Origin of the sequence: Chryseobacterium sp. OV279 (assembly GCF_900128945.1) — a bacterium.
Lineage (GTDB): Bacteria > Bacteroidota > Bacteroidia > Flavobacteriales > Weeksellaceae > Chryseobacterium.
In genome coordinates this window covers 858,297-872,410 of record NZ_FQUD01000002.1, presented here as the reverse complement: position 1 = coordinate 872,410, position 14,114 = coordinate 858,297, and the positions used below count along the sequence as shown (strand labels likewise).

13 protein-coding genes are annotated in these 14,114 nt (G+C 37.3%); 6 read left to right on the top strand and 7 right to left on the bottom strand.

Annotation, left to right across the window (positions count from 1 at the left end):
• Positions 1-12: 12 nt before the first annotated feature.
• From BUA72_RS11685 to BUA72_RS11670, 4 genes are all read right to left on the bottom strand, one after another.
• Positions 13-465: an adenylyltransferase/cytidyltransferase family protein gene (locus tag BUA72_RS11685; protein WP_047448080.1), complete on the bottom strand. Its 453-nt coding sequence runs from the start codon at positions 463-465 to the stop codon at positions 13-15.
• Between the two features lie 113 nt (positions 466-578).
• Positions 579-1,598, bottom strand: a complete 1,020-nt coding sequence (gene galE, locus BUA72_RS11680) for a UDP-glucose 4-epimerase GalE (RefSeq protein ID WP_047448082.1) — start codon at positions 1,596-1,598, stop codon at positions 579-581.
• An 18-nt stretch (positions 1,599-1,616) separates the two neighbouring features.
• Positions 1,617-2,060: a hypothetical protein gene (locus BUA72_RS11675; protein WP_072923024.1), complete on the bottom strand. Its 444-nt coding sequence runs from the start codon at positions 2,058-2,060 to the stop codon at positions 1,617-1,619.
• A gap of 3 nt (positions 2,061-2,063) precedes the next feature.
• A complete protein-coding gene (locus tag BUA72_RS11670; protein WP_072923023.1) occupies positions 2,064-3,188 on the bottom strand; it encodes a DegT/DnrJ/EryC1/StrS family aminotransferase in 1,125 nt (374 codons plus the stop codon).
• Positions 3,189-3,274: 86 nt separating this feature from the next.
• On the opposite strand from BUA72_RS11670, the gene BUA72_RS11665 reads away from it, so the two are divergent.
• Positions 3,275-4,879, top strand: a complete 1,605-nt coding sequence (locus BUA72_RS11665) for a S8/S53 family peptidase (RefSeq protein WP_072923022.1) — start codon at positions 3,275-3,277, stop codon at positions 4,877-4,879.
• A 797-nt stretch (positions 4,880-5,676) separates the two neighbouring features.
• Here the strand turns inward: BUA72_RS11665 and BUA72_RS11660 are convergent.
• Positions 5,677-8,211: a phosphoenolpyruvate carboxylase gene (locus BUA72_RS11660; protein WP_072923021.1), complete on the bottom strand. Its 2,535-nt coding sequence runs from the start codon at positions 8,209-8,211 to the stop codon at positions 5,677-5,679.
• Between the two features lie 129 nt (positions 8,212-8,340).
• Between BUA72_RS11660 and BUA72_RS11655 the strand changes: the two genes are divergently transcribed.
• The 3 genes from BUA72_RS11655 (at position 8,341) to BUA72_RS11645 (ending at position 9,980) form a co-directional block, all read left to right on the top strand.
• Complete coding sequence (locus BUA72_RS11655; RefSeq protein WP_047448094.1) at positions 8,341-8,790, top strand: SLATT domain-containing protein; 450 nt, start codon at positions 8,341-8,343, stop codon at positions 8,788-8,790.
• Positions 8,791-8,856: 66 nt separating this feature from the next.
• Positions 8,857-9,519: a hypothetical protein gene (locus BUA72_RS11650; RefSeq protein WP_072923020.1), complete on the top strand. Its 663-nt coding sequence runs from the start codon at positions 8,857-8,859 to the stop codon at positions 9,517-9,519.
• Positions 9,520-9,575: 56 nt separating this feature from the next.
• Positions 9,576-9,980: a hypothetical protein gene (locus tag BUA72_RS11645; protein ID WP_072923019.1), complete on the top strand. Its 405-nt coding sequence runs from the start codon at positions 9,576-9,578 to the stop codon at positions 9,978-9,980.
• Positions 9,981-10,193: 213 nt separating this feature from the next.
• On the opposite strand, the gene BUA72_RS24745 is transcribed toward BUA72_RS11645, so the two are convergent.
• Entirely contained in the window at positions 10,194-10,328 is a 135-nt protein-coding gene (locus BUA72_RS24745; RefSeq protein ID WP_262484405.1) for a hypothetical protein, read from the bottom strand.
• On the opposite strand from BUA72_RS24745, the gene BUA72_RS11640 reads away from it, so the two are divergent.
• Together BUA72_RS11640 and BUA72_RS11635 are read left to right on the top strand one after the other, a co-directional pair.
• Entirely contained in the window at positions 10,327-11,802 is a 1,476-nt protein-coding gene (locus BUA72_RS11640; RefSeq protein ID WP_083544189.1) for a serine hydrolase domain-containing protein, read from the top strand. The genes BUA72_RS24745 and BUA72_RS11640 overlap by 2 nt on opposite strands.
• A gap of 44 nt (positions 11,803-11,846) precedes the next feature.
• Positions 11,847-12,470, top strand: a complete 624-nt coding sequence (locus BUA72_RS11635; protein ID WP_072923018.1) for a hypothetical protein — start codon at positions 11,847-11,849, stop codon at positions 12,468-12,470.
• Positions 12,471-12,709: 239 nt separating this feature from the next.
• Here BUA72_RS11635 and lpdA read toward each other — a convergent pair whose 3' ends face one another.
• Positions 12,710-14,110, bottom strand: coding sequence for a dihydrolipoyl dehydrogenase (lpdA, locus tag BUA72_RS11630; protein ID WP_072923017.1), 1,401 nt, complete (start codon positions 14,108-14,110; stop codon positions 12,710-12,712).
• Between the last annotated feature and the right edge of the window lie 4 nt (positions 14,111-14,114).

Here is a 14,114-nt window from a genome sequence, read left to right as displayed (position 1 = left end):
TCGGGATTTTTTTTATTTTACAGTTTCAGTCTGTTCGAATTTTTCTTTTTCAGCTTCGTAGATTCTTCTTCTAAGGTCGCTGGTGGAAAACCGGTGATCTCTTTTATTGTAAAAGATTTCAATTCCTTTCTCTTCACAATACCTTTTACCGGTAAAATCTCTGTCCATATAATCATCACCAATGATCCTTACATCGATCACAAAAGACTTTAAAATATCCTGAAGATCTTCTTCTGTATAATAGGGAATGATCTCGTCTACGGCATTGACAGCCTTCAACTGGATGTATCTTTCTACAATGGTCTGGCTCGGCTTGTTTTTATTCGGACGGTCGTGAGACGGATCGATCTGAAGCCCTACAATTAAATAATCGCACACTGTTTTAGCCTCTTCAAGCATTTTAATGTGTCCCGCATGAAGCAGGTCAAATGAGGAAAATGTAATACCTATTTTTTGTGTTTTCATACTAATTTCAATTAAAATTCCGTGACAGTCACCATTTCTTTACCTTTAAAAAAGTGAAGACTGAAGGAAAAGATTTTGTAATTTGTTTTATAATCTGTTTTTATGTTCTTCTTTTAAACGGTCTGAGCATCCAGATACAGCTGCCATTTCCAGACTGTTCTCAAGGACTCCTCCAGTGATGTCTCCGATTTCCAGTGAAGCTCTTTTTCAGCTTTGCGGACATCGGCATAAGCCACCGTAATATCACCTTCTCTTCTTGCACAGATCTGATAAGGAACTTTCACATCATTAGCCGTTTCGAAAGCTTTCACCACTTCCAGTACCGACACTCCTTTTCCTGTTCCCAGGTTAAAAATATCAATCACTGTTTCATCACTACTCTGCATCAGCTTTTTCAGGGCACTTACATGAGCCTTGGCAAGATCCACAACATAAATATAATCACGGACCGGTGTTCCGTCTTCCGTATCATAATCATCGCCCCAGATATTCAGTTTCTCACGGATTCCCGCAGCAGTCTGCATCACGTAAGGAACCAGATTGTTGGGAACTCCCATTGGTAGTTCGCCCAGTTTTCCTGAAGGATGGGCTCCTATCGGGTTAAAATACCTTAGAAGGGAGATTCTTCTGTTGTATGCTTTCGCAAAATCCGTTAAAATCTGTTCTCCCATCTGCTTGGTCTTTCCGTAAACACTTTCCGGAAGCTTCAGCGGTGTATTCTCATCGATCGGCATCTTTTCCGCCTGCCCATAGACGGTGCAGGAAGAACTGAATATAAAATTAGAGAGGCCTCTTTCTTTAAATTCCTGAAGAATATTGATCAGTGTGAATAAATTATTTTCATAATAATCCACCGGTTTTACCTGGCTCTCTCCTACTGCTTTGGAAGCTGCAAAATTGATACATCCTTCGATCTGGTGAGCATCAAAAACCTGCGTAAGGAGCTCTCTGCGTCTTAAATCAAAAGGATAAAAAAACGGCTTTTTGCCCGTAATCTCTTCGATATTCTTTAAAATAAATCTTTCCGAGTTGGATAAATCGTCTACAATAACCACTTCAAAACCATCGTTAAGAAGCTCAACTACTGTATGGGAACCGATGTATCCGAGCCCGCCCGTAACAAGTACTGCCATTTTTTTGTTATATTTTTTTTAATCTGTGTGTGTTCCTATGTTGTCTATCTCGCTCTTCGCAGGCCTATGTCTAAAGTAATTTATAAGTAATATGGGTCCTATTAAAAACAAAGTAAGCCCAAATAAAAAAGAATAGATATATGCTCCCCATTTCTCATCATAATTAATATAAAAGCTCAGAGAACCTAAAATGATGATCGAAATCCCTGCAACATTTAAATACATAAACATTTTTTTTGATTCTTTAAAAACATGTACAAATGTCACAATCAATAATGTAAATACTATGAAGTTTAAAAAATAAACAGGAATTCTAAATTGAATGTATTTTTCTACTAATCTATAACCTTTAAGTAAAACATTAATTACAAATACTCCATAATAAATAATCCAACCTAAAATAAAAACAATTGTAAAAAAATAAGCAAATTTATTCTTAAGTATTCTTTCGTCGTGAAGCATACCTTATCCCATAAACTCACGTACTGCATCCGTGATATACTTCAGCTGCTCTTCGTCTAATTCAGTGTGCATTGGCAGAGAAATCACCTGCTCAAGAAGCTTATCTGTATTCACAAAATCAGCATCATTACTTTCCTGGTAATATGCTTTCTGCTTTCTCAATGCTACTGGATAATAAATCATAGCCGGAATTTCTTTCTCTGTAAGGAACTTTTGAAGTTCGTTACGTTTTCCGTTCAGAATTCTTAGTGTATACTGGTGGAATACATGGGTAGAGTTTTCTGCTCTTTTTGGCGTTAAAATATTTTCGATTCCTGCAAAAGCTTCGTCATAATAATCAGCTGCCTTTCTTCTTGCATCGTTGTAAGAATCAAGATTGGGTAGTTTTTTTCTTAAAACCGCCGCCTGAATGCTGTCCAGTCTTGAATTCACCCCTACCTCATCATGGTAATATCTTTCGTACATTCCGTGGTTTACAATTCCTCTTAAACGGTGTGCCAGCTCATCATTGTTGGTCGTAATAGCACCTCCGTCACCATAACATCCAAGATTTTTAGAAGGGAAAAATGAAGTAGTTCCCACAGTCGCCATAGTTCCCGCATATTTTTGAGTTCCGTCTGAGAATGTAAACTCCGAACCTATTGCCTGAGCATTGTCTTCAATCACAAACAGGTTGTGCTCTTCGGCAATTTTAAGGATTTCCTCCATATTCGCACACTGTCCGAAAATATGTACAGGAATGATCGCTTTAGTTCTTGGCGTAATCGCTTTTTTAATTTCTTCTGTAGAGATTGTGAATGTATCGTAATCTACATCTACCAGCACTGATTTCAGTTTAAGCAAATGAATAACTTCTACTGTAGCGGCAAAAGTAAAATCGGCTGTGATCACTTCATCACCTTCTTTCAGGTCCAAAGCCATCAGCGCGATCTGTAAAGCATCCGTTCCGTTTGCACACGGGATCACATGCTTTACATCTAAATAAGATTCCAATTCATTCTGGAAAGACTTTACCTCAGGGCCGTTGATAAAAGCCGCAGAATCCATTACATTTAAAACTGCATTGTCTACATCATTCTTTATTTTGTAATACTGACTTTGCAAGTCAACCATCTGAATTTTTTTCATAAATAAATATTTGTGTAAAAATAAGGAATTTAAAATCCTATCAAAAATTTTATTGATTTTGTTTTATCTTTATACAAAATAACTTTATGAAAAAACTTTTACTCATTTGTCTTTTAGCGGGTTACTCCGCCGTAAATGCGCAGACAGAGCTTGTTTTTGTTTATTTTTCAGGCAAACCGAACAAAGCTGCTTTTTACGCCAATCCTCTTTCAGAACTGACCCAAAAATCCCTTAACAGACGTACTTCGCTGGGTATTCCGCTCAATGATCAGGATGCACCTATCGAACAGTCCTATATTCAGAACCTTCAGAATCTTGGTTTTACCGTAATTGATTACTCGAAATGGCTCAACGGAGCAGCTGTCAATGCCACTCCCGCACAGATCACCATTCTGCAGGCACAACCTTATGTTTCATCAGTAGGTCGTTTTGCTAAAACTCATCCTACCATCACCAAAACAGCGGGCAACGACAAATGGAATATGTCTTCTGCCAGCCAAAAAAACCTGACTGTTTTTGATTACGGCTCAGGTTCCGCACAAATCGACCAGATCAACGTGAGGCCGCTTCATTTAGCAGGATTTACAGGAACAGGAATTTCGATTGCAGTTATTGATGCAGGATTTCCCTTTGTGAATACAGGATCTGCTTTCGAAAGAATACGTACCAATAATCAGATCAAAGCGGTGTATGATTTTGTGACCAAAACAAATAATGTCTACGATACCTCCATCAGCAATCATGGATCTGCAGTTCTGGGAGCTATCGGAGGCTATATTAAAGATATTTTTGTGGGATCCGCTCCCGATGCCGATTTTTATCTTTACCGCAGTGAAAATGCAGTGGGTGAAATTCCGGAAGAGGAATTGTACTGGATAGAAGCAGCTGAAGAAGCAGACAGAAAGGGCGTTGACATGATCACCTCATCTCTTGGGTACAATACTTTTGATGACACCCGATACAGCTATACCTATTCCGATATGAACGGAACAACTTCCTTCATTGCAAGAGCCGCTGAAATAGCCGTTAATAAAGGAATATTTGTTCTTTCAGCCGCAGGAAATTCCGGTGTGCAGCCATGGCACTACCTTCTGACTCCGGCTGACAATGCTAAAGTTTTCACAATCGGTTCAGTAGATTCTGCAGGAAATTCCTCGGGATTTTCATCATATGGTCCGAACTCCTTAGGTGTAGTAAAACCTGATGCAAGCGCAAGGGGAACAGCTTCTGCAACGGTTACTAACAGTACATTGACTTCCGTTAATGGAACTTCCATAGCTACTCCAATCGCTGCAGGTGGTGTAGCATGTTTTATTCAGGCCTTCCCTGTTATGAACAGGGATCAGATGAGAACGAAACTGAGGCAGACCGCTTCTCTCTATCCGGCTCATACGGACCAGATGGGCTATGGTATTCTGAACTTTGGAAATGTTTATAATCAGACATTGAATACTTCTGAAATCGTAAAAAAAGAAAAATTTGCCATCTTCCCGAATCCTGTAAAAAATATTTTGAATATTGCTTCTGAAGCGGATATCCGATCTCTGGAAGTCTATGATAATTTAGGAAAACTGATTAGAAAAAATACCGGACTCAAATCTATAAAAGTGGAAGATTTCCCGAAAGGAACCTATTATCTGAAAATTCAGACGACGGACCAGGTTTTCTATGAGAAATTTTTAAAAGAATAATTTTTTAAACACAAATAACACCAATATTTTAGCACAAATTTCACGAATTCTCATGCGTAATAATGTGTTTTAAAAATAGAATTTCTCGCAGATTCAGCTGATAATGCAGATTTAATTACCACAAACATCTGTGTCAATCCTTGCAATCTGTAGTTAATTTTACTTTATAATTCAACAGTAAAAAAAATTATCCTGTTTGATTTTTCAAACACGAATGACACGAATGTTTTAGCACGGACGTCACGAATTCTCATGCGTAATAATGTGTTCTAAAAATATAATTTCTCACAGATTCAGCTGATAATGCAGATTTAATTACCACAAACATCTGTGTCAATCCTTGCAATCTGTGGTTAATTTTACTTTATAATTCAACAGTAAAAAAAATTATTCGTGTTTGATTTTTCAAACACGAATGACACGAATGTTTTAGCACGGATGTCACGAATTTTCATGCGTAATAATATGTTCTAAAAATATAATTTCTCGTAGATTTAGCTGATAATACAGATTTGATTGCCATAAACATCTGTGTAAATCTGTGCAATCTGTGGTTAATTTCATATCCATTATTTAAAATAAATCATCTACAGATCACACACATGAGATATCTATGACACAAATATTCAATAGGAACGGGCTTTAGCCCGTTTTACTTTTAATAAACAATCAAATGGCTTTAGCCAAAACCTAAAACCGTTTCACAAAATCATTGTGTTCATAGGTGAATCCATTTGTGTGATTTAGGTTTATATAAAAAAAAACGCCTCTCAATCGAAAGGCGTTGTTATCATCAATTAAGCTGAGTTTCTGCTCGCGTTAATATTTCCAAATAATGATCTGGTCACCAGCTTTTCATAAGCTTCTTTATTCCCTTCTCCTTTCTGGATCTTCATCAGGGCATACTGCTGAATACTCAACAGTGGAAGCACAATCTTCTCACGAATCTTCACCGATTTTCTGGACAGCGGATCTTCTTCCTGCAACATTTTGAATCCGGTAAGTTCAAGCATAATATCTCTTGAAAGCGTGTATTCATCAAACAATATATTCCAGAATGCACCGAACTTTGGATTATTTTTAATATAATAAGTCAGTGGAAAATAGGATTTGTTCATACTCATCATCGAGTTCAGCACTAAGGTTTTAAAGAAATCAGAACCTTTATACAGTTCTTTTACCTCATCCAGTCTTCCCTGCTCTTTCATCTGCTGCATGGCAAATCCGAATCCGAAAAATCCCGGAACATTCTGCTTCAGCTGCGACCATGATCCCACGAACGGAATCGCTCGAAGATCTTCAAATTTCAGTTCACTGCCGTTTCCTCTTTTGGAAGGACGGCTTCCGATATTTGTTTTACCATAATATTCCAGCGTACTCATTTCCTGAAGATACGGGACAAACATAGGGTGAGCTTTCAGATCGGAGTATTTTTTATAACTGATATCAGACAGCTCGGCGATCAATTTTCTTTCTTTGTCTGTAAGGTCTTTTTTAGAATTTTTAAAGACATCATTTTCCACTCCGGCAGTCAGAAGCTGCTCAAAATTGTATTTCGCCTGTTCTTTATTTCCGAAAATACTGGTAATCGTCTGTCCTTGTATCGTGAGTTCAATTTTATTGTTGGCAATAGTATTTCCCTGTGAAGCATAGAAATCGTGGGTTTTCCCTCCTCCTCTTGCGGGTGGACCGCCTCTTCCGTCAAAAAATACGACTTTAATTCCATTTTGAACGGAAAGTTTAGTTAAGACCTCTTTAGCCTTATAAATTTCCCAATTCGCCTTCAGATATCCACCGTCTTTTGTTCCGTCAGAAAAACCAAGCATAATCGTCTGCTGGTTTCCTCTGCTTTCAAGATGCTTTTTATACATCGGATTCTGATAAAGCTCGTTCATTACATTTTCAGAATTGGCCAAACCTTCCATCGTTTCAAAAAGAGGAACAATGTCCATCTTAATCTCTTCATCCTGATAACCGCAGATTTTGAAAAATGCATAGACATTCATCACATCTTTTACAGCATCGGAATTGGAAATAATGTAGCGGTTCATTCCTCTGTGACCATTCAGATCCTGAATCTCAGAAACCTGTGAAACGGTCAGTAAGGTATCTTTAACGATATCTTCAAACTGGTCTGCATCTACCTTTTCACCAAGCTGAATCAATTTATTGAATTTTTCTTCCTGGGAAGCCTCCGCATCTCCATATACCTTTGCAAAAACCTCATCAATCACTTTCTGATGAATCCTGCTGTCCTGACGGACATCCAGCGTTGCAAAGTGAGTTCCGAAAATTTTCACACGATCTCTAAAATTGGCTAAAAGGTCTAAGAACAAAGAATTGTGCTCATTCACCAGAATTTTTTCGGCTTCATCCGTTTTTTTCAGAATATCGTCTGCTGTGATTATCTTTCCATTAAATATAGCGCCATACAACTCATCACTCAATTGTGTCAACACCTCTGAAACGCCTCTGAAGCTCAGTCTTCTTCTGATAAATTTCAAATGACTGTAATAAGATTTTAGGATTGCGGAACGAAGCTCTTCTGCTACTCTTTTCGTAACATCAGCTGTCACAAACGGATTTCCGTCTCTGTCCCCGCCCGGCCAGAAGCCAAGTTGAATAATATCTTCATGCAGATGGAAATGTCCGTTTCCAAAGGTCTTTCTGATCTTTGTAAAAAGTTCTCCTATTGTATCGTAATACACATATCTTAAATAGGAAATGATACTAAGCGCCTCATCTATTGGCGTCGGCTTTTCTTTATTGACAAAAGGAGTTTTTCCCAACTGCTGCAAAAGCATATCAATCTGCGTCACGGAATCACTGGTAATCGCTCCACGCAGGTCCTGAATGATTCTCTGTACCGAGCTTGGATAAAACTGAGTCGGGTGTGCTGTAAACACCACTTTTACAGTGAAATCTTTCAGTTTTTCACGCACTTTTTCAAGTTTATGGTCCTGATATGAACGTTCAAAAAGATTGGTCACCGTTCCGCTGTCACTTTCGGAATGAAGGTTGGGAAATGCCGCGTCTTCAATACTGTCAAATAAAACCACCTGTCTTTCGATGTACTGGATGATCTTAAAAAGCAGTTCAAGTTTCTGCTCCTCCGTTTGAAGATCGGTATGGTTTTTAAAGAATTCTTCGACAATTCCCTCAGGGGTTTTGCCTTCTTCATATCCGTTTCGGCTTTCCTCGTAAAGGAACGGAAGAAGCATCCCGATATTGGTCATTTTATCATAAGGCAGGCTCATAAATAATGAATTGTAGATCTGGAACTTATTCTCCACGATCTGCCTGAATTTTTCTGCTCGTTGGTCGTGTATCATATAACAAATGTAATGGATTTTGGTTTTAAATGAATTGACAAATGACAAAAAAGCGGAGTTCGCCGGAACAAATTATTTTAATATTCTTCCTTGGAATTAATTCAATAACTTTATTTGAAACTATTTACCATGAAAGAAGACTCTATAACCGATCCTTTTTATCTGCAGATACAAAAGGAAATTGACAGAATTGAAAGAAAGGCTGATCAGTATATCTGGATGTTTTATGTTATCCGGATTACTCAAATTATTTTTACAGGAATCATTACCATTTTAGCAGGAATATCAAAAATTGAAGATCTCAGTCAAGCTAAAACTATTTTAATCCTGGGAGCTGTAACCACTGCAGTTACAGCATTTGACACTTTATTTCAAGTGGATAATAAGAAAAATACGTATAAACTGGTTTTATTCGAACTCAGGGCTATCAGAGCCGAGATTGTTTATGAAATTATAAAAGAAGGAAAAATTGACCATGAATTTAAGGCTGCATTTTTGGGGAAATATCAAAAGGCTACTTCTTACGCCAGAGATCTGATCAGTACAGATATTGATAAAGCAAAGCAGGTTAAAAAATAATATTTCCTACTGACTTCCTATCCTTTGAATTTAACCTATATCTTTGCAAAAAAAATTAAAACACCAATGAAATTTGGAATTATTTTCTATTCAATTTTAGGAATTTTAGCTTTATCCATAGGAGTTTATTTACTTCAATACTTTTTCATCCTTTCCATTGTATTTTTTATCGGCGCTTTTATCAATGGCGTTTTTATTTATAAAGAATATAATATTCATAAAAATGATAAAATTGAATATGATGAAAATACACTTTTAGATCAGGTTATAATTAAGTATTCCCGTTCAGGAAGAATCATTGCCATTTCTATGTACAGTATTTTTGTGATTCTGGGAATCTTTTTTCTTTCCTGTATCATTATCAAGTTCAACTTTATAACGATGTTTATAATGGCATTGTCAGTCGCATTTACAATCTATTTCCTTGTAAAAGTAATTGTAGAAATTAAGAAAATATCTAAAGTAATGATTTCGATCAATGGAAAAGGAATTCAACTGAAAGATAATCCTAGATATTTGTGGAATGAAATTCAGCTTGAAAAAATTATTGTAAAACGTATAGTAAGTCGTGAATCCAAACATGATTACCAACCTGAAGTTAATTATTTATATTTTTTTCATAACAGCGAAAAAATAGAAGTCAACATTGACGATTTTGATATCACGGATTACCAGCTGGCACAGATTCTAAAAATATTCAGGAACCGTTATAATAATTCAGTTTTATAATTATTTTGTACACAATGGTTTAATGATTAATTTTACTTTTCACAGAAATTAATCCAATGAAAAATATTTTTATCTTTTTTTTAATGGCTTTTATTGTAACAGCTTGTGGTGAAGATTGTTATAACGCTCCTCAAACGATAGCTTTTAAATTCGTTAATGCTGATGATGTAAATCTGATCACGAACGGAAGCCTTACTGTGTATTCAATTAAGGATGAAAATCAGGTTGAAATACAGTTGACCAAAACATCTGAAGACATGATCATTTTAGAAAATGTCGGCGCTTATAACGGTACAAAAAATTATTCTTTCACGTCTAATGTTAAAGCTTTTAATTTTTCAATACAATCCTCTGAGTTTAAAGGCGGCTGTGATGGCTATCAGGTCAATAAATTAACCTTTACGGGTATAAATATTGATGTAACGGATGAAAAAGGGTACTATAAAATTGTACTGCAGTAGAGAATTTTAGGTAGCAGGTGGCAGATATTAGGTGGCAGGTTGTAGGGATTAGGGATTGTGCAGAAGGTTGAAATTGTGGTCTTTTGATTTTAGCCAAGAGCTAAGAAACAAGAAGCCGTATTACAAACATCAGATTTCAGACACTGATAGTGGTGGCTTCGAGGACCTCAGCCACCAGATACTACACTCCTCATTAGATACTCCAACGAATGACTAATATTCAAAATGGTGGTTGAGGCTCCCGAAGCCACCATAAGACTCTCTCGCCTCTTCAGTTAAAATAAGAAAAGACTCTACAGGCATGTAATAAAAGGCTACCTTTCCATGTCTTATAACAAACAGTTCCATGAAAATCTTATTAAAATCATTTCTACTGATTACCGTTGTTATTTTTCCCAAAGATTATACAGCACAAAAGCGTTCTGACAGCATTGATACTTTCATCAAACATAAAATGCAGGAGCTGAAGATCCCGGGACTTCAATTGGCCATCATCAGAAATGACAAAATTGAGCAGCTCAGCAGCTATGGACTGGCCAATATTGAACATCAAAATGCCACAAAAAACAATAGCGTATTTTCGATCAACTCAATGACAAAGGCATTTGTGGGTGTTGCTATTCTACAGTTACAGGAGCAGGGAAAATTAAAAGTAGATGATCCCATTTCCAAATATATCAGTGATATTCCTGACAACTGGAAAAACATAACCTTCAAACAGCTTTTAAGCAATACATCTGGTCTTCCCAATAATATTGATCAGAAAGAGCAGGTTTTGGGTGAAGGCATTGAAAGTAAAAACTGGGAAATCGTTAAAACCCTTCCGATGGAGTTTTCACCCGGTGAAAAATTCAGTTATAACCAAACTGGATACCTTATCTTAGGAAAAATAATTACTCAGTTAAGTGGAGTACATTTCACAAAATTTATTGAAGACAATCAATTCAAGCCATCTAAACTGCTTGTCACCCAATTTGGAGATTCCAACGATATTATTGATAACAGTGCAGGTGCTTATTCCACTATTATCAATAACGATGGCCAATGGATCAATGATGGAAAACTTCACAACGCTTTCGCCACTTTCCCGCTCTTTTTCCGGACGGCTACTGGAATTCTGTCCTCAGCAGAAGATTTAAGCAAATGGCTCCTGGCTTTACAGGGAGGAAAACTGCTTAAGGATAAAAAGAGCATCACAGAACTTTTCACAACCATAAAACTCAATAACGGTAATGTAGGCGGTTTCAATAAACTCACAAATGGCTATGCCCTGGGATGGCCCACTGTTGTAAGAACTGAACATCCTGCCGTTGCCCCTGTTGGCGGTATGCGTTCTTCCCTATTTGTGTATCCTCAGGATCATCTGTCCATTGTAGTTTTAACCAACCTTCAGGGCTCAAATCCTGAATGGTTCATTGATGAAATTGCAGGATATTATATTCCCGATATGAAAGCTGAAAATGGTTTTGGACTCAGTCCCAACATGAAAATGCTGTACTTACAAACTCGTGCAGACGGTTATCAAAATATAGGTTCGGTTTATCAGAAAATCAAAAAGAAAAACAAGAGCTTTAGGGTGTCTGAGGATGAGATCAATTCATGGGGCTATCAGATGGTGGGACGTAATCTTAAAAATGAAGCATTAGCTGTTTTCAAATTGAATACCGAATTATTTCCCAATAGCTCCAATGTTTTTGACAGCTATGGTGAAATATTAGATGCACTGGGAAGTAAAGAAGAAGCCGTTGCAAATTATAAAAAATCATTACTGCTCAATCCAGATAATACCAATGCGGCGAATTATTTAAAGGATAAAAAATAAATCTTCATCCATTTTCGTAAATTTGCCCCCAAAGTACTTCCTTTATGAAAATCATCGCGTTCGCTTCCCTTATCCTATCCAGTCTGTTTTTTGCACAGACCACGGTTCCCGATGATTACAGGAAGATTCCGAATATTCTGGATACAACGGAATATTTATACCCATTTATTGTTCCGGATAAAGACTATGGTTACTGGAGAATTCTTACCAATGACACCGATCCTGAAAAAGCAGTGATCTATGAAAGCCAGATGCCGGATTTCATGACCATCAATGAGCCTCTTCCTCAAAAAGGTTTTTTCCAGAAATGTGTGGGTAACCGATGCTTTTCATACATTCTTGCCTGCAAAAAAGAAAGATCCGTTTATTTTTCCAGTGAACAGCAGTTGAGGGATTTTATCGGAACAATTGATAATCTTCCGGAAGCTATTTTATTGGCTCAAACGTATGGTTTTTCAGTAGACACAGGTGATAAAGCAGGCAGCTCATATAAAATTGAGGACAGACATATTAATCTATACCTTTCAAAGTCTAAAGGCTGCCCGGAAATCAGAGAATCATATTTTATAAAGATCAACAGAAAAAACGGTAAACTGGAATCCAAAAACAATGGGGTTTACTTTAAAAGTGAAAATTGTGACACTTCGTCTCAGACCGATTCCAAATAAAAAAGTGGTTTCAAAAGATAAAAAATTCCGAGCAGATTGAGCAGTTTTTTTATGAATTAAAAAAAATTTAGCCATTAACCATGTCAAGGTTCAGAACCTTGACATGGTTGAAAATTAAAAACTTACAAAAAAAAAATCATATCATCTAAATTTCCTTATCCTTTCTAATGTACAGACATCTTTGCTTTTATGGCATCTTTATTCTTTATTCTTTATTCTTTCCCCAAACTCAAATTACATTAAATATTAATTGCTCCCTGACCTGAAGCCATCAGATAAGCTTCTTTCAGGGCTTCCGAATAGGTAGGATGCGCGTAGGAGATACGAAACATATCTTCAGCCGTCACCTCATACTCCTGTGCAATGACAGCCTGTGCAATGAGATCCGCTGCTCTGGCCCCAATGATATGAACACCCAGTACTTCCCCGTATTTAGGATCTACCAGAACTTTTGCAAAACCATCCGTATCCATAGACGCTCTTGCTCTGGCACTGGCAGAAAACGGAAACTTCCCGACATTATAAGTGATATCATTTTTCTTTAGATATTCCTCAGAAAACCCTACAGAAGCCACTTCAGGCCATGTATAAACTACTGATGGAATACGGTCGTAATGGATGTGACGTTTTTGCCCATTAATCGTTTCTGCAACGAGGACTCCTTCTTCTTCAGCTTTATGAGCAAGCATCGCACCACCTACCACATCACCAATGGCGTAAATATGTGAAACGGATGTCTGTCTGTTTTCATCCACCTTAATGAATCCGCGGTCATCAAGCTGTACACCTGCATTTTCCAACCCCAAACCTTTTGTATAAGGGCTTCTTCCCACAGCTACCAAAACATATTCTGCTTCCAGTTCGTGGTCTTCATTATTTTTATCCTTAAAAAATACTTTAGCTGAAGAACCGGAGTTCTCTGCTTTGTAAACAGACTGACCCAGACGGATGTCAATTCCTTCTTTTTTCAAAATTCTTTGAAGACTTTTTCCCAATTCATGATCCATTCCGGCAATCAGATGATCTGCATATTCAAGAATCGTTACCTGAGTTCCGATACGGCTGAATATGGATGCCATTTCGACTCCTATCACCCCACCTCCGATGATCACCATAGATTTTGGATGTTCCTCTAATGATAAAGCTTCTGTAGAAGTAATGATTCTTTGCTTATCAATAGCTACTCCGGGAATTGATGATGGTTTCGAACCTGTGGCGATGATATAGTTTTGAGCTGTAATTTCAGTACTTTCGAGATCACTCGTCACTTTGATGACCAAATCATTGATAAAACCTGCAGTTCCTTTCAAACGGGTAATTTTATTTTTACTCATTAAGAAATTCAGACCGTCTGTATTTTTGGACACCACTTCAGATTTTCTTTTGTACATCTGAGGAAAATCCAGTTTCAGATCATTCACCTTTATCCCATGCTCTTCAAACTGATGAGAAGCTTCCGAATAATGATGGGAACTGTCCAGCAGCGCTTTTGTTGGAATGCATCCCACATTGGTACAGGTGCCTCCCAAGGTATCATACTTTTCTATGATCACTGTTTTATAACCAAGCTGTGCACTTCTTATGGCAGCAACATAACCACCGGGGCCGGACCCGATCACGGCAACATCAAAATTTTCCATTTGA